Annotated in this window: 20 protein-coding genes; 19 read left to right on the top strand and 1 reads right to left on the bottom strand. The window is 63.7% G+C overall.

Going from position 1 to position 20,243, the window contains the following annotated elements:
• Positions 1-57: 57 nt before the first annotated feature.
• On the top strand, positions 58-1,122 hold the full coding sequence (gene arsB / locus ACUY3D_RS06965; RefSeq protein ID WP_070565135.1) for an ACR3 family arsenite efflux transporter: 1,065 nt from the start codon (positions 58-60) through the stop codon (positions 1,120-1,122).
• On the opposite strand, the gene ACUY3D_RS06970 is transcribed toward arsB, so the two are convergent.
• On the bottom strand, positions 1,119-1,922 hold the full coding sequence (locus tag ACUY3D_RS06970) for a hypothetical protein (protein ID WP_448240692.1): 804 nt from the start codon (positions 1,920-1,922) through the stop codon (positions 1,119-1,121). The two genes, arsB and ACUY3D_RS06970, sit on opposite strands and share 4 nt — an antisense overlap.
• A gap of 156 nt (positions 1,923-2,078) precedes the next feature.
• Here ACUY3D_RS06970 and ACUY3D_RS06975 point away from each other — a divergent pair, with 156 nt between their 5' ends.
• The 18 genes from ACUY3D_RS06975 to holA all read left to right on the top strand — a co-directional run bounded on the left by ACUY3D_RS06975 (position 2,079) and on the right by holA (position 20,242).
• A complete protein-coding gene (locus ACUY3D_RS06975; protein ID WP_448240694.1) occupies positions 2,079-5,234 on the top strand; it encodes a translation initiation factor IF-2 N-terminal domain-containing protein in 3,156 nt (1,051 codons plus the stop codon).
• A 201-nt stretch (positions 5,235-5,435) separates the two neighbouring features.
• Positions 5,436-5,741 (top strand): 50S ribosomal protein L21, encoded by a 306-nt coding sequence (gene rplU, locus ACUY3D_RS06980; RefSeq protein WP_010190885.1) that lies wholly within the window; start codon positions 5,436-5,438, stop codon positions 5,739-5,741.
• 43 nt (positions 5,742-5,784) lie between these two features.
• Positions 5,785-6,063: a 50S ribosomal protein L27 gene (gene rpmA / locus ACUY3D_RS06985; RefSeq protein ID WP_070519487.1), complete on the top strand. Its 279-nt coding sequence runs from the start codon at positions 5,785-5,787 to the stop codon at positions 6,061-6,063.
• Positions 6,064-6,221: 158 nt separating this feature from the next.
• Positions 6,222-7,751 (top strand): GTPase ObgE, encoded by a 1,530-nt coding sequence (gene obgE, locus ACUY3D_RS06990; RefSeq protein WP_070519489.1) that lies wholly within the window; start codon positions 6,222-6,224, stop codon positions 7,749-7,751.
• Positions 7,752-7,770: 19 nt separating this feature from the next.
• Positions 7,771-9,003: a glutamate 5-kinase gene (proB, locus tag ACUY3D_RS06995; RefSeq protein WP_070519492.1), complete on the top strand. Its 1,233-nt coding sequence runs from the start codon at positions 7,771-7,773 to the stop codon at positions 9,001-9,003.
• Complete coding sequence (locus ACUY3D_RS07000; protein ID WP_070519494.1) at positions 9,003-9,932, top strand: D-isomer specific 2-hydroxyacid dehydrogenase family protein; 930 nt, start codon at positions 9,003-9,005, stop codon at positions 9,930-9,932. The genes proB and ACUY3D_RS07000 overlap by 1 nt, the downstream gene beginning before the upstream one ends.
• A gap of 15 nt (positions 9,933-9,947) precedes the next feature.
• The gene (locus ACUY3D_RS07005) at positions 9,948-10,853 is read left to right on the top strand and encodes a D-isomer specific 2-hydroxyacid dehydrogenase family protein (RefSeq protein ID WP_448240696.1); all 906 of its coding nucleotides are present in this window, start codon (positions 9,948-9,950) and stop codon (positions 10,851-10,853) included.
• On the top strand, positions 10,853-11,359 hold the full coding sequence (locus ACUY3D_RS07010) for a DUF1707 SHOCT-like domain-containing protein (RefSeq protein WP_070684251.1): 507 nt from the start codon (positions 10,853-10,855) through the stop codon (positions 11,357-11,359). The genes ACUY3D_RS07005 and ACUY3D_RS07010 overlap by 1 nt, the downstream gene beginning before the upstream one ends.
• 75 nt (positions 11,360-11,434) lie before the next feature.
• Entirely contained in the window at positions 11,435-12,703 is a 1,269-nt protein-coding gene (locus ACUY3D_RS07015; protein WP_154736834.1) for a glutamate-5-semialdehyde dehydrogenase, read from the top strand.
• Between the two features lie 184 nt (positions 12,704-12,887).
• Complete coding sequence (locus ACUY3D_RS07020; RefSeq protein WP_070684248.1) at positions 12,888-13,808, top strand: cutinase family protein; 921 nt, start codon at positions 12,888-12,890, stop codon at positions 13,806-13,808.
• 10 nt (positions 13,809-13,818) lie between these two features.
• Positions 13,819-14,676, top strand: a complete 858-nt coding sequence (locus ACUY3D_RS07025) for a cutinase family protein (RefSeq protein WP_070684246.1) — start codon at positions 13,819-13,821, stop codon at positions 14,674-14,676.
• A complete protein-coding gene (gene nadD / locus ACUY3D_RS07030) occupies positions 14,669-15,286 on the top strand; it encodes a nicotinate-nucleotide adenylyltransferase (protein ID WP_070530460.1) in 618 nt (205 codons plus the stop codon). The genes ACUY3D_RS07025 and nadD overlap by 8 nt, the downstream gene beginning before the upstream one ends.
• A gap of 107 nt (positions 15,287-15,393) precedes the next feature.
• Positions 15,394-15,861 (top strand): ribosome silencing factor, encoded by a 468-nt coding sequence (gene rsfS, locus ACUY3D_RS07035; protein ID WP_070519508.1) that lies wholly within the window; start codon positions 15,394-15,396, stop codon positions 15,859-15,861.
• Entirely contained in the window at positions 15,858-16,556 is a 699-nt protein-coding gene (locus tag ACUY3D_RS07040) for a histidine phosphatase family protein (RefSeq protein WP_448240697.1), read from the top strand. The genes rsfS and ACUY3D_RS07040 overlap by 4 nt, the downstream gene beginning before the upstream one ends.
• Complete coding sequence (locus tag ACUY3D_RS07045; protein ID WP_448240698.1) at positions 16,556-17,344, top strand: DegV family protein; 789 nt, start codon at positions 16,556-16,558, stop codon at positions 17,342-17,344. Before ACUY3D_RS07040 ends, ACUY3D_RS07045 begins: the two co-directional genes overlap by 1 nt.
• 104 nt (positions 17,345-17,448) lie before the next feature.
• Positions 17,449-18,051: a ComEA family DNA-binding protein gene (locus ACUY3D_RS07050; protein WP_070519513.1), complete on the top strand. Its 603-nt coding sequence runs from the start codon at positions 17,449-17,451 to the stop codon at positions 18,049-18,051.
• On the top strand, positions 18,048-19,298 hold the full coding sequence (locus tag ACUY3D_RS07055; RefSeq protein ID WP_448240699.1) for a ComEC/Rec2 family competence protein: 1,251 nt from the start codon (positions 18,048-18,050) through the stop codon (positions 19,296-19,298). The genes ACUY3D_RS07050 and ACUY3D_RS07055 overlap by 4 nt, the downstream gene beginning before the upstream one ends.
• Positions 19,295-20,242: a DNA polymerase III subunit delta gene (gene holA, locus ACUY3D_RS07060; RefSeq protein WP_070519517.1), complete on the top strand. Its 948-nt coding sequence runs from the start codon at positions 19,295-19,297 to the stop codon at positions 20,240-20,242. Before ACUY3D_RS07055 ends, holA begins: the two co-directional genes overlap by 4 nt.
• Position 20,243 lies beyond the last annotated feature (1 nt).

Genomic DNA, 20,243 nt, shown 5'->3' on the forward strand with positions numbered 1-20,243 from the left:
GTACTGTACATTGCATGTTCGTATCATGCTTTGTTCAACGTTGAAGGAGGGAGAGACATGGCCGTGTCGCAGCGCCCGACGTTGTCTTTTCTGGACCGATTTTTACCCGTGTGGATCATTTTGGCGATGGCCGCCGGACTGCTCATTGGCCACTTCCTCCCCGGAATTGGACACGCCCTAGGTGCCGTTGAGGTCGGCGGGATTTCCATCCCGATCGCCATTGGTCTCCTCGTCATGATGTACCCACCCTTGGCCAAGGTCCGCTACGAGAAGACCAAGGAAATCGCCACGGATGGCCGCCTCATGGCGGTATCGCTCGTCCTCAACTGGCTGGTGGGGCCGGCGTTTATGTTTACCCTGGCGTGGCTGTTCTTGGCGGACCAGCCGGAGCTGCGAACCGGCCTCATCATTGTGGGCCTTGCGCGCTGTATTGCCATGGTGCTTGTGTGGTCGGACCTCTCGTGCGCTGACCGCGAGGCAACGGCTGTGCTTGTCGCCCTGAACTCCATCTTCCAGGTCGCTATGTTTGGTGTTCTGGGCTGGTTCTACCTTCGCGTCCTCCCCGGATGGCTGGGATTGGACACGACGAGCGCTGACTTTTCCTTCTGGGCCATCGTCAAGGCCGTACTCGTCTTCTTGGGCATACCGTTCCTGTTGGGTGCGCTGTCTCGCGTGTGGGGCGAAAAGGTAAAAGGACGGGAATGGTTTGAGAACCGCTTCCTCCCAGCCGTATCGCCCCTGGCCATGATTGGTCTGCTGTACACAATTGTGTTGCTCTTCTCCCTGCAGGGCGAGCACATTGTGGAACAGCCAGTAACGGTAGCGCGCGTGGCTGTGCCGCTGGTTATCTATTTCGTGGGCATGTTTGTATTGTCGCTGGGCGTGGCAAAGGCCGTTGGTATGAATTACGCGCAGTCTGCCAGTGTGGCGTTCACTGCAGCAGGAAACAACTTTGAACTTGCCATTGCAGTATCCATCGGCACCTTCGGAGCGATGTCTGCTCAAGCCCTTGCCGGAACGATTGGTCCCCTTGTTGAAATTCCAGTCCTCGTTGGTCTGGTCTATTTCATGCTGTGGATTGGTCCGAAACTCTTCCCGGGAGATGACACTCTTCCGCGCTAGCGCGTGCGTGCAGCGTCCATGCTGCGCACGCCAACTTCGGTCAGAGTGATGTTAAAGGTCCGCTGGTTCTTGCCATAAATAAAACCAGACATTTTCACTACGCCGGACTTTTCGAGCTCGCGCATTTCCTCCTCGAGCCCCTCCTCGTAGCCGAGTAGCCTGCTCAATGCCGGGATGGAAATGGTGTTACCGGTAACGGCGCCCGCCGCCACCAGTCCGCTGAGGGCCTCCGGGTGATCCTCCACGGCGGCAATGCTTTTCTCTGTGACGCCATCCAAGCTGTCCTTTTCTGTGATGGCTTTGATGCGGCGCTTGCCCACGCGAAAGGCAGTGGTGCCGAAGGCGCGGCCACCGATGATAAACGCCGGTATGGCAAAGGTCGTGTGGCCCGCTGCTACGAGGATAGGGTTGAGCGATATATCGCCGACAATCCCGGTGGACTGAATTCCCTCAGTGATGAGAGGGGAGAAGATAGCAAGCACCGGTAGAAAGTAGGCGAGAAGAGGGTAATCGCCCGCCCGGTACTCTTCTTGCGCAGCTTGGACGAACTTTGGCTCGCTGCGAATGATGCGGAAGGCTCCGTAGAGCATCACCATGATGAGCACCGCGTAGACCGGAATCGCGTAGGGATAAGGGAAGTCAACGACGCGAAGGCCTGAAGCGATGCCCGCGGGCACGGCCACGGTCACAATATCCCTCAACGCAATCTCGTTGCGGGCGCGCGCCTGCGCCACAGTGCGTGGCGCGTGGACAGGTATTTTCCGCTCTGCAGGTGTGTTCGTGGGCGCGCCGTTGGACATAGCGGCGATACTAACATGTGAGCCTTAATCGAGCTCTGTGCCAGAATAGAAGGCGCTGACAACTTAATAAAGACGATGAGAATTTTTCAAAGACTCACCACCGTGTGGCGGCAACCTGCGCCCGGGGTGAGCACAACGTCAGGAGATAAGCCACTGATGGCATCCAAGAAGAAAACAAAAGAAGAACGTATTGAATCGACGTTGGCTGCGGCTGTAGCGGGGATTGACTGCGAGGCACTCGCCCCCAAGACTCGCCTTTATGCCTTGGCCAAGCAGGTGGGCGTGGCTTCCAAGGAATTGGTGGCCCAGTTCGCGGAGATGGGAATCAAGAAGTCCGCACAGTCCACACTGACGCCGGAAGAGGTGGGCCAGCTTATCGACGTCCTCGTGCCCGCCACCGAAGCTCCCGAGCAGGCCGCCACCGAGGACGCCAACCCGGCTGCAGCCACGGCCGATGCTGCGCAGACCCCCGAAGAACCTGTCGAAGAAACTACAGAAGCCCCGGCTGAAGAAAAGCCGGAGAAGACCGTGAAGAAGAAGCGCGCCAAGCGCGCGGCGAAGCGCGTGAGCAAGGCAGGCAAGAAGGCTGAGCCGAAGGGGCAGGCAGGGGAACCCACACCGGAAAAGCCTGCTGCGCAGCCGGAGCAGCCGGAGCAGTTGAGCGAGGAAGAAGAAAAGCTGCGTGAGCGCGTGCGCAAGAACGTTGATAACGAGATTTCGCAGATCGTCGACAAGGTCGATGCCGAAATGCTGCACGAGGCGCTCGCCGAGGCCGGTGATAGCGACGAGGACGAGGACCTCACCCCGCTGATCACCCCGATGGCTGAGGAAGACCCGGACGTGTACGACTTCGCGCCGGTCTTCATGGCGCCGAAGATCACTCCGCTGGCCAAGCGCCAGAAGCCAGAAAAGCGCGAGGAAGAAACCGAGGAAGATTCGGCGCCGTCGAACCAACCGCGTGGTCGCCGTCGCGGAAGCCGCGGAACCTCCCGCGGCCGCGGGGCGGAAAGCCGCGGGCCAGCCCGCGAGGAAGTCGAGCACATTGAAGAGCCGAAGGCCATCAAGGGCTCAACCCGCATCGAGGCGCAGCGCCGCCGCCGTGCGGAGCTGCGGGAGAAGGGCCGCGAGCGCCAGCACATCGTCTCCCAAGCGGAGTTTCTCGCGCGTCGCGAATCTGTAGAGCGCACCATGGTGGTGCGCGATAAGCAGCGCACCGACGGCGCGGGCATCATCACCCAGGTCGGTGTGCTGGAGGATGATCTCCTGGTTGAGCACTTCGTCACGACGGAGACGCACCCCTCCCAAATTGGCAATATCTACTTGGGCCGTGTGCAAAACGTGCTGCCCTCGATGGAGGCAGCCTTCGTCGATATCGGACAGGGCCGAAACGGCGTGCTGTACGCGGGCGACATCGACTGGCGCGCATTGGGCATTGGCGGACGCGGCCGCAAGGTGGAAAACGCCTTGAAGTCCGGTGATCAGGTCCTAGTTCAGGTGGCCAAGGATCCCATCGGCCACAAAGGCGCGCGCCTGACCACCCAGATTTCTTTGGCCGGCCGCTTCCTGGTGTATGTGCCGGGCGGGCGCAGCGCGGGTATTTCCCGCAAGCTGCCGGCGCCGGAGCGCAAGCGCCTCAAGGGGATTCTGGAGCGCGTCATCCCGGGGGATGGCGGCGCCATCATCCGTACCGCAGCGGAGAACGTGTCGGAGGAGGACATCGCGTCCGACGTCAACCGCCTGCACTCCCTGTGGGAGGACATTAGCGCCCGCGCCGCGCACGAGAAGGCAACGAAGGGTGCCAAGCCGGTCACCTTGTACGAAGAGCCGGACCTGCTCATCAAGGTCGTGCGCGACCTTTTCAACGAGGACTTCAGCACCTTGGTTGTGGACGGCAAGCGTTCCTACAACACGGTCAGCGCCTATGTGGACTCCATGGCGCATGACTTGGCGGACCGCGTTGTGCGCTATGACGCCCGCGACCACGATGGCGAGGATGCCTTCAGCGCCTACCGCATTGATGAGCAGCTGCAGAAGGCCCTGAGTCGTAAGGTGTGGCTGCCGTCTGGCGGCACCCTCGTCATTGACCGCACTGAGGCCATGACGGTCATTGACGTCAACACGGGCAAATTCACCGGCTCCGGTGGCAACCTCGAGGAGACGGTGACCCGCAATAACCTCGAGGCGGCCGAGGAGATCGTGCGCCAAATGCGCCTGCGCGATATCGGCGGCATGATCGTCGTGGACTTCATCGATATGGTGCTGCCGGAAAACCAGGACCTTGTGCTGCGCCGCCTCAAGGAAGCGCTGGGACGTGACCGGACGCGCCACCAGGTTTCTGAGGTCACCTCACTGGGCCTGGTGCAGATGACGCGAAAGCGCGTGGGCACCGGCCTCATCGAGACTTTCTCCACCGAGTGCGAGGCCTGCCATGGCCGGGGAATCATCATTCACGAGTACCCGGTTGATGAGGATGCCGAGGAAGAGAATTCGAAGCCGCAGCGCCGTGGCCGCAAGGAGCGCCGCGCACCGCAGCGCGATCCGAAGCAGCACCCGGCTGCCGTGCGCATGCACCGCGACGAGGAGGAAGCCGCCGAGCATGGAAACGGCGCAGAACAGGACACAACGCGCGACGACGAGTCCTCCTTGGAGGAGCTCGTGGCCAACGTGGTCGTCGTCGACGAGGACGAGCCGGATACCCCGGATAGCGCCTCCATTGGCTATGCCGTAGCGGAAAGCTTGGACGCGAAGCGCTCGAAGCCGAAGTCGAAGGCGAAGCGCTCGCGCAAGCCGCGCCGGGCAACGCGTACCTTCCGGGAGCCACAGCGCGAGGAGACGAGCGAGGGCTCGCGCGCGAAGCACGGCAAGCGCGATGAGCACGCCGGTGCGGAAAAGGCATCCACGCAGCGCTCGGAGCAGACCTATGACGAGGCTGTTGAAGCCTTTGAGAAGTCACCGCGCCGCAAGCGCCGCACGCGCGGAAATTCCCGCTCGGATATTCGCCCGAAGCGTGAAGACTTCGCGCAGGACGAGACCCCAGCAAAGGACGCTCAACTAGCCACCTCTAAAAAGGAGGCCAAGGCTGAGCGCAAGGGTGCGGAGCCGGGCGAGAACGCGAGCGTGCGCGCGACCCGCAGCCGCGGCCGCCGCCGAGTGGTGCGCAAGATGGCACAGAGCCAGTCCACCCCGGCGTCGAATGAACGCGGACAGGGGAGCGAAGCGCAGCGGCGAGAGTCTTCCGCACAGACCACAGCGTCGAAGGCACGAAAGGGCGGGCGCGGGAGGCGTCGAGTAGCACGGCGCAGGTCGCGCTAGAAAAGGCGTTTTGCCTTTTCGCCCCCTCACGGGGTAGTCTTTGACAGTCGCTGTTTAGACCATGAATGCGCTCGATGGGACGCGCTGCGGTTCCCGCACGTCTCTCGCGGATGTGGTTCTAAACGCCAATGTCCAATGTCCATTCGTTAGCGGCACCACCCAGCTGCTAGCGAGCCGAGTTTAGATAAGGGGTAGCCCTCTATGTACGCGATCGTCAAGACCGGCGGAAAGCAGTACAAGGTTGCTGAAGGTGACCTCGTCAAGGTCGAGAAGATCGAGGGTGAGCCGGGTTCCTCCGTTGCTCTCACCCCGGTTCTGCTCGTCGATGGCGCAACCGTCAAGTCGAAGGCTGCAGACCTGGAGAAGGTCTCCGTCTCCGCTGAAATTGTCGAGCAGGGCAAGGGCCCGAAGATCGACATCCTCAAGTACAAGAACAAGACTGGTTACAAGCGTCGCCTTGGTCACCGTCAGCCGGTGACCACGCTGAAGATTACCGGTATCAAGTAAGCCTTAACCGGCTCTAATTCATCCCTGAAGGAGGGGAAACCACATGGCACACAAGAAGGGTGCTTCCAGCTCCAGCAACGGTCGCGATTCCGAGTCCAAGCGCCTCGGCGTTAAGCGCTTCGGTGGTCAGCAGGTTAAGGCCGGCGAGATCATCGTGCGTCAGCGCGGCACCAAGTTCCACCCGGGTGAGAACGTTGGTCGCGGCGGCGACGATACCCTGTTCGCTCTCGCGGCAGGCTCTGTTGAGTTCGGCGTCAAGCGTGGACGTCGTCTGGTCAACATTGTTCCGGCCGAAGAGGTTGTTGCAGAAGCAACTGCCTAAGAGCTTCATGGCGTAATCCCGAGCTTTTCGCTCGGGATTTTGTCGTTTTCACGCGGCCGGCGTGGCGGGGGAGCGTGGAGAAAACTAAAGGGGCGTTGCTTCAGATCCCCGCAGTGCTCAACTAGGACGGTATGCCAGGAACCGTTAGACTAGCGGGCATGGCACGATTCATTGACCGAGTGGTTTTGCACTTGCAGGCAGGCGACGGCGGACACGGCTGCGCCTCCGTCCACCGCGAAAAATTTAAGCCGCTCGGCGGGCCCGATGGCGGCAACGGCGGCCACGGCGGAGACATCCTGCTGGAGGTCTCAACCCAGATCCACACCCTCATGGATTTCCACTACCGCCCGCACCTGAAGTCCGGCCGCGGCGGCAACGGCGCCGGTGACTGGCGCAACGGCGCGCGCGGCGAGGACCTCATTCTCGAGGTCCCTGAAGGCACCGTGGTCTATACCGAGGACGGGGAGATGCTCGCGGATCTCACGGTCCCGGGAACCCGTTTCGTGGCCGCGGAGGGTGGTTTCGGTGGACTTGGAAACGCAGCGCTAGCCTCGGCCGCCCGCAAGGCCCCGGGCTTTGCGCTGCAGGGCGAGCCGGGCGAGGCGCGCGATCTAATCTTGGAGCTGAAGTCCATGGCGGACGTTGGGCTCGTCGGTTTCCCTTCCGCGGGCAAGTCCTCCCTCATCTCCGTCCTTTCGGCAGCCAAGCCGAAGATCGGTGACTATCCCTTCACCACCCTCCAGCCCAACCTGGGCGTGGTGGACATGGGCTACGAGTCCTTCACCATGGCGGATGTCCCGGGCCTCATTCCGGGGGCTGCCGAAGGCAAGGGCCTAGGCCTCGACTTCCTACGCCACATCGAGCGCACAGCGGTTCTCGCCCACGTGGTGGATACCGCCTCCATCGAGCCGGGCCGCGATCCGCTCTCCGACATCGAGGCGCTCGAGACCGAGCTGGCCAAGTACCAGGAGCTCCTGGAGCAGGACACCGGGCTCGGTGACCTGCGCGAGCGCCCGCGCGTCATCATCCTTAACAAGGCGGATGTTCCCGAGGCAGAGGAGCTCGCGGAATTCGTCAAAGGTGACCTCGAGGAGAAGTACGGCTGGCCGGTCTTCATCATTTCCGCGGTGGCGCGCAAGGGCCTAGAGCCCCTCAAGTACAAGCTGATGGAGATGGTGAAAGAACACCGCAAATCACAGCCCAAGGCGGCGGTGGACAAGAACCACACCATCATTCAGCCCAAGTCCGTGGGCAAGAAAAAGAAGGGCTCCTTCGCCGACTTCACCGTCCGCCCCGACCCCGAGGTGGAGGGCGGATTCATCGTCGAGGGCGACAAGATCGACCGCTGGATTCGCCAGACCGACTTCGAAAACGACGAGGCCGTGGGCTACCTCGCAGACCGCCTGGCCAAGGCCGGAGTCGAGGAAGAACTGCACCGCCAGGGCGCGGAGGAAGGCTGCCCGGTCACCATCGGGGACATCACCTTCGAGTACGAGCCGATGGCCGGTGGCCGCGCAACTGATGCGGGCCGCGGACAGGACGGCCGCCTCATGGGCACCGACCGCGTCTCCGCCGCCGAGCGCAAGCGCGCCTCCCAGGCGCGCCGCGGCCTCGTGGACGAGTTCGACTTTGGCACGGATGGGGAGGTCACTCGCGAGTCCGCGAACCGCGATCGCTGGCAGGGTTAGCCCGGTATACTGAGCCGGTATGTCATCCGAACACGACAACCAGCTCGACTATCCTCTCCCCCTCGAACCCTTCGAGGGGCCGACCCCGGACGTGGACTACCCGGAGACCACCACGCTATCGGAGAAATCCAGCGGTTTCTCCTCGCCGCTGCGCGAGGAGATCTCCAAAGCCAAGCGCATCGTCATCAAAATCGGATCCTCGTCGCTAACGCGCGATGACTTCGTGACCTCCACCGAGAAGATCGACAAGATCGTCGACGCCGTCTGCGCACGCATGAACGTCTCCGACATCATCATCGTCTCCTCCGGTGCCGTGGCCGCCGGAATGGGCCCGCTGGGCCTGACCACGCGCCCCACCGATTTGGCCACCAAGCAGGCCGCCGCCGCGGTGGGCCAGGTGCACCTCGCCTACGAATGGGGCGTGTCCTTTGCCCGCTATAACCGCACCATTGGGCAGGTGCTGCTGACCGCGTCGGACGTCGGCAAGCGCGATCGCGCCCGCAACGCCCAGCGCACCATTGACCGTCTGCGCCAGATGCGCACGGTGCCCATCGTCAACGAGAACGACACCGTGGCCACCTCCGAGATGCACTTCGGTGATAACGACCGCCTGTCGGCGCTCGTGGCCAATCTGGTCGGCGCGGATGCCCTCTTCCTCTTCTCCGACGTGGACGGCCTCTACGACAAGAACCCGGCCGAGCCGGACGCCAAGTTCGTGGAGGAGGTGCGCACCGGCAAGGATCTCAAGGCGGTCGTGGCCGGCGATGGCGGCAAGGTCGGCACCGGCGGCATGGCCACGAAGGTCTCGGCTGCCCGCCTGGCCACGCGCGGCGGCATCCCGGTGCTGTTGACCTCGGCGGATAATATTGGGCAGGCGCTTGACGACGCCTCCGTAGGCACCGTCTTCCACACCCGTGAGGAACGCCGCCTGTCCGCCTGGAAGTTCTGGGCTCTCTACTGCGCGGATACCGGCGGCTCCCTGCGCTTGGACGAGGGCGCCATGGAGGCCGTGGTCCGCGGCGGAAACTCCCTGCTGGCCGTGGGCATTACCGACATTAAGGGCGAGTTCAACGCCGGCGAGATCGTGGACATCATGGGTCCCAAGGGCCAGGTCATCGGCCGCGGCGAGGTGGGCTATGACTCCACCACGCTGCACAACCTGCTGGGCAAGCACACCGAGGAGCTGCCGGAGGATATGCGCCGCCCGGTTGTCCATGCCGACTACCTGTCCAACTTCGCCTCCCGTATTTAATGCGCTATTTCATGGGCCCCGACGAGTGGGCGGCAACTGTGGCAGATATCGACGCAGCCGGACACGAGCGCGTCGAAAGTTTGGCGGAAGCCGAGGTCTTTGTGAATACCGCCTCGGACCCGGCGCAGACCCCGGAGATTCCCGAGAACATCAAGTGGGTGCAGTACTGCTTCACTGGGGTTAACCGCCACATCGATGCCGGGCTCATCCGGCGCGATGGCCTGCCGTGGTGTAACTCCGCGGGTGCTTTTGCCAAGCCCGTGGCGGAATCTGCACTGGGACTCATGCTCTCCCAGGCGCACCACCACAAGGCTTTCGCCCTCGCGAAGTCCTGGTCGGTGGCGCGTGAGCTCGATGAATCCCAAGCCTGGCTCTATGAGCAGCAGGGGCCAACGCGTGTGGTCATCGTGGGCGCGGGAGGCATCGGCAAGCAGCTCATGGTCTACCTCGCGCCCTTCGGCGTGCACATCACCGCGGTGAACCGCTCGGGCCGCCCGGTAGAGGGAGCGGACGTGACGTTGCCCATCGAGCGCGCCGACGAGGCCTGGGATAAAGCGGATTTCGTCGTGAGCATTTTGCCGGCGACGGCCGCCACGGAAGCCTTTTTCGACGCAGCGGTGTTCCGCGCCATGAAGCCTTCGGCGGTGTTCGTCAACGTCGGCCGCGGCAGCACCGTGGTCACGGACGATCTCGTAGAGGCTCTGCGCACGGGCGAGATTGCCGGCGCGGGCCTGGAGGTCATGGACCCGGAGCCGCTTCCGGATGGCCACCCGCTCTACGATCTACCCAACGCCACGCTGACGCCGCACATGGCGGCCTCGGATCACGTGGCCCAGTACCACCTGGGTGCTATCTTCAATGCCAACGCCGCCGCGTGGGAGCGCGGCGAGGATATGCCCACCCGCGTCGACCCGGACGCCGGCTACTAGCTAAGGAGGATGTGCATGAAGTACGCCATCGAACCACACCCCTGGGAGGAAACCATCGAGGTGCTCGACGCCGCGGGCTTTGAGCGCGCCCCGCTAGATGAGGCCTCCTTCCTCATCTACACCGGCGATGGCACCGACTTCCCGGAGCCGCTGCCGGAGAACATTGGCTTCGTGCAGATTCCTTCGGCGGGCGTGGACCACGTGCTTGAAGTGATGAAGGGGAGCAGCGTGCCGTGGTCGAACGCCGCCGGTGTCTATGACAACACGGTGGCGGAATCCACCATCGCGCTGCTTTTGGCGCAGCTGCATGCGCACCGCCGCGTGAACGGCACGTTTGATTCCTATGCAGAGATGGAGGCGCACACTTCCTATCTTTATGACGACAAGACGGTGGCCATTATTGGTGCCGGTGGCATTGGCAAGCGTCTGATCAGCATGCTCTCCGGCTTTGGGCCGCGCATCATCGCGGTGAACCGCTCCGGCAAGCCGGTCGAGGGCGCGGAGGAGACCTACCCGATTTCTGAAGTGGACAAGGTCTGGCCGCAAGCAGACTACTTCGTGCTCATCGCCCCGCTGACCCCGGAGACCCGCCACATGGTGGACGCGAAGGCTTTTAAGAAGATGCCGGATCACGCGGTCGTGGTCAACGTGGGCCGCGGCCCGCTCATCAGCACCGAGGACCTCGTCGCGGCACTGGAGGCAGGGGAGATCGCGGGTGCGGCACTCGACGTCACCGACCCTGAACCGTTGCCGGAGGATCACCCGCTGTGGCAGGATAAGCGCGTAGTTATCACCCCACACATTGCCAATACGCAGCGCTCCGTGCGAGAAAAGATTGGCGCGCACACCGTCAAGGTGGCCAAGGCTTTCGCGGCGGGGGACAAGCTGCCTACTCTGGTTGACCCGAAGGCAGGCTATTAATGGAGAACCCCGATATCCGCGTTGGTGATGCGGAGCGCTCTGAGGCCCTGGAGCAGTTGAGCCAACACTTCGTCAACGGTGCGTTGGGCCCGGATGAATTTGAGCAGCGCACCGGTGAGGCTGCCGCGGCGCGCACGCGCGGAGACGTCGCAAAGCTCTTTGCGGACCTGCCGGAGCTTTCCACCCCACGTGCTACAGCACCCGCCACCCGCCACGAGGCGGAGCTAGAGGATATGCTCTCCCGCGGGCGCAAGGTGCAGATAGCGGATTCCGTCATTTGGTCCGTAGCGATGATCGCCCTCTTCCTTGGGCTTTTTGTCTTCGACTGGAGCTATTTCTGGATCTCGCCCGTCATCGCGTTCTTCGCTTCCTGGGCTGCGCGCGGGGTGCTGAAGTTCAGCGAGTCGGATGAAGAGCTCTTCGATGAGCTTTCCGAAGGGGAAAAGAAAAAGCGCGCTGAGCGCCTGCGTGCTGCCGCCGAGCGTCGCCGCGAGCTCGGGGCCTAAGACTGGCGTTGCTTAAAGCCCATAGCTGCACAGAATCCCTGACAAGCAGGCAGACCTTCCGTACGCTGGTATGGCATGAGCAACACCGAACGTGAAGAAGTTCTGTCCAAAGCCCGCGCCGCCAAGGCGGTGGCGCCGCAGTTCGCGCAGCTGCCCACCCCGCGCAAGAATGAAATCCTCAACCGAGCCGCGGAAATCCTCATCGCGCACACCGAGGACATCCTCGCTGCTAACCAGCTCGATATCGAGGCCGGCCGCGCCAACGGCATGTCCGAATCCCTCATCGACCGCTTGTCGCTTGATGCCGCCCGCATCGAGGGCATTGCCGGCGGCCTACGCCAGGTAGCTTCCCTCCAGGACCCGGTAGGGGAGATCCTGCAGGGTCGCACCATGGATAACGGCATCCAGATGAAGCAGGTCCGTGTGCCGCTCGGCGTGATGGGCATGGTCTACGAGGCCCGCCCGAATGTCACCGTCGATGCCTTCGGCTTGGCCCTGAAGTCCGGCAACGTGCCGCTTCTGCGCGGTTCCAAGTCCGCGAAGAACTCCAACGCCAAGCTCGTCGAGCTCCTACAGGACACCCTCGTGGAGTTTGATCTGCCGCGCGAAGGCGTGCAGCTTCTGCCTTGTGAGTCCCACGATTCTGTGCAGGACCTCATCACCGCCCGCGGACTGGTGGACCTGGTTATCCCGCGTGGCGGCGCGCGCCTTATCAACGCCGTGGTGGAAAACGCCACCGTCCCCGCCATCGAGACCGGTACCGGCAACTGCCACTTCTATGTCGATGCCTCCGCTGACCTGGACAAGGCCGTCGACATGGTGATCAACGGCAAGACCCGCCGTCCCTCTGTGTGTAACTCAACGGAGTGCGTGCTGATCGACGCTGCCCTTGACGACGCCTCCAAGCTCCGCATCATCACCTCCCTTCAGGAGGCAGGCGTGACCATCCACGGCGATGTGAAGGAGCTCGAGGCCTTCGGCGTTGAGGACGCCGTGGAGGCCACCGACGAGGAGTGGCGCGAAGAATTCCTCTCCATGGATATCTGCGCCAAGGTGGTCGACGGCGTCAACGGCGCCATCGCGCACATTGCCGAGTACACCACCGGCCACACCGAGGCCATTGCGGCCCAGGATGCTGACGTGCTGCTGACCTTCGCCAACGAGGTGGATGCCGCAGCGGTCATGCTCAACGCCTCCACCGCGTTTACCGATGGCGAGGTCTACGGCATGGGCGCCGAAATCGGCATCTCCACCCAGAAGCTGCATGCGCGCGGCCCGATGGCGCTGCCGGAGCTAACATCCACCAAGTGGGTGCTGCAGGGCACCGGCCAGACCCGCCCCTAGGGACAGCTAGAAAAGCTACTCGAAAGGTACTCGAAAGCTACTCGAAAAGAATTTTTCGAGGTTGACCTGCGCAAAGCAATCTACTCGAAAACTTTTCGAGTAGATTGTCTGCCTTGCGCGGGGTTCGTGCTGCGCGCCGGGGGAGCACTGGGTATTCTAAAGCGCGGTAATAACAAAGAACTGAATGGTGCCTTCTCCCATGCTGTCCCGCATTGCTTCCTCCGTGGCCGCCGCCGTCATGGCCGTGTCCGCCTTCATTGTCCCGCAAACCATCTCCGCACCCGCCGCGCACGCTGACGAACAGTGCCCCGCAGTGGTCGTCGTCGCCGCGCGCGGCTCTGGCCAAAACGGTCAGGTTTACCCCACGCAGTATTCGAACCAGGGTGGCCGCGCTTCCAATGGATGGGAGGGCGAATCCATCCGCGCCATGCTGCAGGGCGCCGAGGCACGCTACCAGGCCACTCACGGTGGAAATTCGTTGATGAAGGACGTCTACGTGCTGGGCCTGGAGCCGCAGTACTATCCGGCGACCTACCCGGAATACTCTGTTCCGAACGAGACGGTTCCGAACACCGCGGCTGACCTCGTGCGCCTGGCCACGCAGTACGCCAACCCGGTCATCAACACCGCGGTCTCCGCCATTAACCAGTTCATGTACTCCGTGCAGACCGGCAATCGTGGAGTGACCAGCGCGATCAACAACTATGAAGCCGCCACCGGTTGCCACCCGCAATACATCCTGTCCGGCTACTCCCAGGGCGCCATGATTCTGGCCAACCACGAGGTGGAACTGGCCCGCCGCGGTCAGCTCGCTGGCGTCGTGACCTTCGGTAACCCGCTGACCCGCGCCGGGGACCCGGCCGTCGTCGGCGCAACCCAGGGCGCGGGCGGCCCGATGGGCTACTTCCCGCAGATGCGCGCCAACGTCAGCCGCGTGGACTACTGCCTGCCGCTCGACGCCGTGTGCGACCTCTCCGCCCAGACCCTCTACGCCGCCAAGCCCACCGGCGGCTCCCATGGCCAGTACTTCTTCACCAATCACCAGTGGGATAACCAGGTCTACGATTCCATCGGCCGCATGGTAGATGGCGTCCGTTTCCGCTAAACAGGAAAGAATGAAGTCTCTTTCTTTTCGTGTTTCCTGTGTAGCTGCCGCCCTTGGCACGGCGGCGTCCCTTCTCAGCGCGCCGGTGGCCTCGGCGAGCGGTGTTGGCACGTGCCCCGACACCGTGGTGCTTGTCGCACGCGGTTCAGACCAGAACGAGGAGCAGGGCGAATACGTAGGCCCGCAGCGTTACTCCGAACGTGCGCCGGAATCCACCGGCTTTGAGGGGCGCAACTTTGCCGCCCTGTTCCATCAGGTAGAGCAGCGCCACCCCGGCACAATGGATGACGTCTACGTGCTGGCTTTAGGGCCGGAGGCCTACCCGGCCTCGATGAACCTGCCGCCCTTGGCACAGGAGGGGGAAGACTTGGGCCCGCTTCAGCTTGTGCAGCGAGCGCTCGGGATTCTCCAGGAACACTCCCTCGGGGAGATGGCGTATTCGGTGACGTTTGGAGCTGCCGACAGCCTGCGTACCGGGGCCCGGAATGCGCCGAAGGTGGTGGACAACTATGAGGCCACCACCGGCTGCCACCCGCGTTGGGTAGCCGCTGGCTATTCGCAAGGAGCGCTCGTCGCGACGAGCACGGAGGAGTACCTCGCAGAATCTGGGCGCCTGCATGGTGTGCTCACCTTTGGCAATCCCTTGCACCAGGTGCCGTGGGCTAAGAACCGCACCGGGCTGCCGGCGCAGCGCTACGTCGATTATTGCCTGGAAGGGGATTTCGTCTGCGATTTCTCCCTCGACGCCGCTAACCGCGCTCTGGCCACCAAGGCCGAGCGCCATGCCTCCTATTTCTTGGCGGAGCCTTCCGGGCAGGACATGCAGGTCATCGACTCCGTGGCCGGTATACTCACCAGCCATGACTAGTCCGCAACGCATCGGCATCATGGGCGGCACCTTTGACCCCATCCATAACGGTCACCTCGTCGCCGCCAGCGAGGTAGCCCACCGTTTCCGCCTCGACACGGTGGTCTTCGTCCCCACCGGCCAGCCCTGGCAAAAAGCCGATAAGCAGGTCACCGCCGCCGAGCACCGCTACCTGATGACCATGGTGGCCACGGCGTCGAACCCGCGCTTTACTGTCTCCCGCGTGGACATCGACCGTGAGGGGCCCACCTACACCATCGATACGCTGCGGGATCTGCGCGGAATCTTCCCGGACGCCGAGCTTTACTTCATCACCGGCGCGGATTCGGTGGCCTCCATCATGAGCTGGCGCAACTGGGAGGAGATGCTGGAGATGGCTCACTTCGTTGGCGTGACCCGTCCAGGCTATGACCTGCGCAAGGACATGCTGCCGCAGGATTCCCAGGATGACATCGAGCTGATTGAAATCCCCGCCATGGCCATTTCCTCTACTGATTGCCGCGCCCGCGCGCAGCAGGGCCAGCCGGTGTGGTACCTCGTGCCGGATGGGGTGGTGCAATACATTGCCAAGAACCACCTCTATGGTCCGCACCCGGAAAAGCCCCTGTAACGTCTGTGCCTTTCCGGTAGTCGGGCGGGGGAATTCGACTAGGAAAATGAGCCTTGTCGTGTAAGACTAGAGTTCTTAAGCAGAAAAGTACTTGTGTAGGGATTGTCATGTCGATTACTGATGAAGCACGCCGCATGGCGGAAACCGCCGCCCTGGCTGCGGATGAGAAACTGGCCACCAACATCGCTGCTATTGATGTTTCCGACGTGCTGGCGATTACCGAGGTCTTCGTCTTAGCCTCCGCCGATACCGAGCGTCAGGTGGCGTCCATCGTGGAGGAAGTCGAAGACGAGCTGACTAAGCAGGGCTTCGAGCCCAAGCGCCGCGAAGGCAACCGCGAGAACCGGTGGGTTCTGCTCGATTACGGCCCCATCGTGGTCCACGTCCAGCGCAACGATCAGCGCGAGTTCTACGGCTTGGACCGCCTCTACCACGATTGCCCGCTTCTCGACATCCCCGGTGTAGACACCCCGGAGCGCCCCGGCGAGTGGTCCAATGACGTCAACCCGCGCGACATCGACTCCTTCGATGAGCTTCCCCTGGCCCAGCCAGAGCCGGAAGACGACGAATTATGACCCGCCGCCTCCTCCTCATCCGCCACGGCCAAACGACGTACAACGCCACCGGCCGGATGCAGGGGCACTTGGACACCGAGCTTTCGGAAGCGGGCCACTCCCAGGCTCGCGCCGCCGCGGATCTGCTCGAGGACAAAGGGATTACCGCGATTGTCTCCTCGGATCTCATCCGTGCCCGCGATACCGCTGAGATTATTGCTCGGCGCTTGGGGCTTGAGGTGTCCGTCGATAAGCGCCTGCGCGAAACCCACCTCGGTGAGTGGCAGGGGATGACCTCCGCTGAAGTAGATGAGCAGTTTCCTGGGGCGCGTGCGCTGTGGCGCCACGACCCCACCTGGGCGCCGCCGCAGGGCGAAAGCCGCGTCGATGTGGCCAACCGTGCCCGCCCCGTGATTGATGAGCTCATGCAGAATCACCCGCAGTGGGATGAGGGGGCTGTCCTCGTCGTCGCGCACGGCGGCGCCATTTCAGCGCTGACCTGCCACCTGCTGGGCTTGGAACACCACCAGTACGGGATCCTGTCTGGGCTGAAGAATACGCACTGGTCGCAGCTGACCGCGCGGCCCGAGTTCGATGCCTCACGCCCGCTGTCCCCGCTGGAATTCACCCCGGAGAACGTCGGCCGCGCCCAGTGGTACTTCGATGGCTGGAATATGGGCGGCGCCGTCATCGGGGGCGCGGGGGCGGACGTCTAGTGATCCGCGTTGTTACCGATTCCGCCGCGGGCTTGCCGGAGGATATCGTCGAGGAGCTCGGCATATGCGTCGTGGACCTGCACGTCATGGAAAGCCATGGCAAGGATGGTGCGGAGCTGTCCACTTCCGGTTTGACTGCCCTTGAGCTGGCTGCTTTATACGGGCGGCAGATGGAGCGCTCTGGTGATGATGGTGTGCTGGCCATCCATCTGTCGAAGGATCTGTCCTCGACGTGGTCGGCGGCGGTGACCGCTTCCGGCGTTTTCCCGAACACCGTGCGTGTTATTGATTCCGGCACTGCCGGCATGGCGATGGGCGCGGCTGCTATGGCGGCGGCCAAGCTTGCGCAAGAGGGCGCTTCGCTCGACGAGTGCTATGCCGCGGCCATCAACACCCTTGAGCGCGGGCATACCTTGGTCTACCTCAGCTCGACGGAGGAGCTTCGCCGCTCCGGGCGCATGTCCGCGGCCACGGCGATGCTGTCCACTGCGCTGCTGGCCACCAAGCCGATCATGGCCATTCAGAGCGGCAAGCTGGAGATGGTGGGCAAGACCCGCACCCAAACCAAGGCCTTTACCAAGCTCGTGGACCTGGTGGCCTCCCGCGCCGAGGGCAAGCCGGCCTTCATCGCGGTGCAGTACAACGAGGACAAGGTCTCGGCCCGCCGGCTGGAGGACTTGCTGCGTTTGGCCCTGCCGGATTCCTCTTTCATGCTGGTGCCGCTTACCGACGTCCTCGCAGTCCACGTCGGCCCCGGAGCCATCGGCGTCTCCGCGGTCTTTAGCTGACGGCGGAGCCGAGCTAAAGACGTTGTTGACGTCTTCAACAAGTTATCCACAGGCTGCGGCTTAAGCCCTCGACGGGGGTGTGGACGCTGCGTAGCGTCGCGGGCATGAACGCCATTGCTGATCGCCTCCGCGACCTCACCCGCCCGACCGGGGAAGAAGAACTGCTCAACGTCGACTTTCCGCGCGTGCGCGTCCCGCCCTGGTTGGCGCTGGCTGTTGTGGGCGTGGCTGGCGTTGCACTTCTGGCCTGGCTGGGGGCGAGCCGCAGTGCGGAGAACCCCTATGAGGTTGCCGCGCCGAGCAGCGAGGCAGCGGCGGATATCGTGGTTGCGGTCGTGGGTGAGGTAGAGCAGCCCGGGCTGGTGACCTTGGCGCCGGGCGCGCGCATTAACGACGCCCTCGAGGTGGCGCGCCCGCGCGTGCCCACCGATAACCTCAACCTGGCGCAGAAGCTTAACGACGGCGAGCAGATCACCGTCGGCGCTCCACCCGCTGCCCCAGGCGCTGCGGCCGAAGACACTATCTCCCTCAACTCCGCCAGCGAGGAGGAGCTGACGGAGCTTCCGGGTATTGGCCCGGCCACGGCGGCGGCGATCATCGCGCACCGCGAGGAGATCGGCAGCTTCACCACCGTGGAGCAGCTCATGGACGTCTCCGGCATTGGGCCGGCGAAGTTCGCCAAGCTGAAGGACAAGGTCCGGCCGTGAGAGAACTGCGGCTCGTGCCCGCCGCGGTGGTGGCGTGGCTGGCCACGCTCGCCGTGCTTTTCGGGCATCCGTGGTTGTTGGGCGGGCTGGTGTGTTTCGCGCTAGCGCGCGGTCAGTGGCGCGGGCAGGGCATCCTATGTGCGGCGAGCGGAGTCATCTTCGCCACCCTGGCTTATGTGCGCTCGGTGCGCGCCGCGGCGTTCCACTTCGGCTCGGAGGTGACGGGAAAGCTTGCAGCCGACCCGGTTCAGACGGCATCCGGGTGGATGGTGCGCCTGCGCGTGCCGGGCTACCCGGCGCAGCTGCCCGTCTTCCTCAAGGAGGAACCGGAGGCCTTCGGCGGCTCGCTGGTGACGGTGCACGGTCACCCCGGCCCCTCGGATCAGGTAGGGGTGGGCACAACCGTCTTTAGTGGTGAGCTCACCGCGCACGCCCACAGCTGGACGGCGACGATCGCGGAAAACTTCCGTGCCGTGTGTGACAACGGCCTCATCCCCGGCATGGTCTTGGGCGATACCAGCCTGCAAAGCCCCGAGGATAAGCAGCTCTACATCGACACGGGTCTATCGCATTTGAGTGCTGTGTCCGGCTCCAACGTTGCCATCGTGTGCACCGCGGCCGCGTTGGTGGTGCCGGGGCAAAGGGTGAGGGTGGGGGCGTCGGCAAGCGCGTTGGCGTTGTTCGTGGCACTGGTGGGGTGGGAGCCCTCCGTCCAGCGCGCCACCGTCGCCGGGCTGGCGGGACTGGCGGCGGTGCTCAGCTCCTCGAAGATAGAACCGCTCCATGCCCTGGCTCTTGGCGTGCTCTTTCTGCTCGCGGCGGACAGCGACCTAGCGGTCAGCTTCGGCTTCGCGCTCTCCGTCGCGGCGACCGCCGGCATCGTAGTGCTCAGCCCGCTGCTATTGCGGGTGCTGGGCACGGGCATCGTGGCCCGGGCCTTTGCGGTTGCCATCGCCGCGGACATCGTGACCATGCCGCTCATCGCGCTCATGTCCGGCCGGGTCTCGGTGGTGTCAGTCATCGCCAACGTGCTGGTGGCCCCGGTCGTGCCCATCATCACCGTCGTGGGGCTCATCGCTGCCGTCTTGGCACAGGTGGGGTGGGGCAGGCCCCTGGTGATCCTCATCGAACCGCTGGCGGATTGGATCCACTTCGTCGCCTCCTCGATGCCCATGACCACCGTGGCGGCGGGGCCCGTCGCGATGCTCCTGCTTGGCGGGTGGGTCATTGCGGCGTTGCTAAGATGACAGGCATGTCTTCTGCCCCCGTGCACCTCATCCTCGGCGATGATGAATTCCTGGCCGAGCGCGCCCGCCTGTCCATCCAACAGGGCGAGGTAACCAAGCTCAAGGCCTCCGAGGTCAGCGAGGGCGAAATCCTGGAAGCCACCAGCCCCTCCCTGTTTGGGGAGGACCGCGTCATCGTCATCAGCGACGTGGAGAGGGCCGGTAAGGAGGTTACGAAGATCCTCCTCGACGCCTGCGCTAATCCCATGCCCGGTATCACGCTCATTTTGATGTACTCGGTGACGGCGAAGACGCTGAAGAAAAAGAAGAAGCCGCCGGAGCTCATCGCGGCGCTGCGCAAGACGGCCGAGGTGCATGAGGTCTTCTCCCTCTATCCGAATGAGCTCGCGCAGTGGGCTACGCGTGAGTTCGCCTCGCACGGGGTGCGGCCTACACCAGATGTGGTGCAGGCGCTTCTCGACGGCGTCGGCTCCGACCTCCGCGAGCTCGCCTCCGCCATCTCGCAGCTCGTCTTCGACACAGGCGGCAAGGTGACCCGCGAGGCGGTGCACGCGTACTACGTGGGCGTGGCTGAGGTGGCCAACTGGGATATCGCGGATGCCGCTGTGGCCGGCCGCGTGGAGGCGGCGGTCTCCACGTGCCGCCGCGCGCTGCAGCTGGGGGCGAGCCCCGTGGCCATCGCCTCGGCGCTGGCGAACAAGGTGGGCAACATCGCACGCCTCTATACCGCGCGCGGGGACCAGTATTCCCTGGCCTCCCAAACCGGCATGGCGCCCTATGCCATCAAGCTCACCCAGCCGGTGGCGCGGCGCTGGTCGGGGGAGAATATCACCAAGGCCGTCATCCTCATGTCGGAGCTGGATGCCGCAGTCAAGGGCCAGGGCGGGGACGAGGACTTCGCCATCGAGGCGGCAGTTAAGCGGGTGGCGGAGCTGGCGCGCTAGA

The sequence above is a fragment of the Corynebacterium guaraldiae genome (assembly GCF_053480195.1).

Coding starts and splice junctions, on each gene's coding strand:
- arsB (WP_070565135.1), top strand. CDS start 58: ATGGCCGTGTCGCAGCGCCCGACGTTGTCTTTTCTGGACCGATTTTTA.
- ACUY3D_RS06970 (WP_448240692.1), bottom strand. CDS start 1,922: ATGTCCAACGGCGCGCCCACGAACACACCTGCAGAGCGGAAAATACCT.
- ACUY3D_RS06975 (WP_448240694.1), top strand. CDS start 2,079: ATGGCATCCAAGAAGAAAACAAAAGAAGAACGTATTGAATCGACGTTG.
- rplU (WP_010190885.1), top strand. CDS start 5,436: ATGTACGCGATCGTCAAGACCGGCGGAAAGCAGTACAAGGTTGCTGAA.
- rpmA (WP_070519487.1), top strand. CDS start 5,785: ATGGCACACAAGAAGGGTGCTTCCAGCTCCAGCAACGGTCGCGATTCC.
- obgE (WP_070519489.1), top strand. CDS start 6,222: ATGGCACGATTCATTGACCGAGTGGTTTTGCACTTGCAGGCAGGCGAC.
- proB (WP_070519492.1), top strand. CDS start 7,771: ATGTCATCCGAACACGACAACCAGCTCGACTATCCTCTCCCCCTCGAA.
- ACUY3D_RS07000 (WP_070519494.1), top strand. CDS start 9,003: ATGCGCTATTTCATGGGCCCCGACGAGTGGGCGGCAACTGTGGCAGAT.
- ACUY3D_RS07005 (WP_448240696.1), top strand. CDS start 9,948: ATGAAGTACGCCATCGAACCACACCCCTGGGAGGAAACCATCGAGGTG.
- ACUY3D_RS07010 (WP_070684251.1), top strand. CDS start 10,853: ATGGAGAACCCCGATATCCGCGTTGGTGATGCGGAGCGCTCTGAGGCC.
- ACUY3D_RS07015 (WP_154736834.1), top strand. CDS start 11,435: ATGAGCAACACCGAACGTGAAGAAGTTCTGTCCAAAGCCCGCGCCGCC.
- ACUY3D_RS07020 (WP_070684248.1), top strand. CDS start 12,888: ATGGTGCCTTCTCCCATGCTGTCCCGCATTGCTTCCTCCGTGGCCGCC.
- ACUY3D_RS07025 (WP_070684246.1), top strand. CDS start 13,819: ATGAAGTCTCTTTCTTTTCGTGTTTCCTGTGTAGCTGCCGCCCTTGGC.
- nadD (WP_070530460.1), top strand. CDS start 14,669: ATGACTAGTCCGCAACGCATCGGCATCATGGGCGGCACCTTTGACCCC.
- rsfS (WP_070519508.1), top strand. CDS start 15,394: ATGTCGATTACTGATGAAGCACGCCGCATGGCGGAAACCGCCGCCCTG.
- ACUY3D_RS07040 (WP_448240697.1), top strand. CDS start 15,858: ATGACCCGCCGCCTCCTCCTCATCCGCCACGGCCAAACGACGTACAAC.
- ACUY3D_RS07050 (WP_070519513.1), top strand. CDS start 17,449: ATGAACGCCATTGCTGATCGCCTCCGCGACCTCACCCGCCCGACCGGG.
- holA (WP_070519517.1), top strand. CDS start 19,295: ATGACAGGCATGTCTTCTGCCCCCGTGCACCTCATCCTCGGCGATGAT.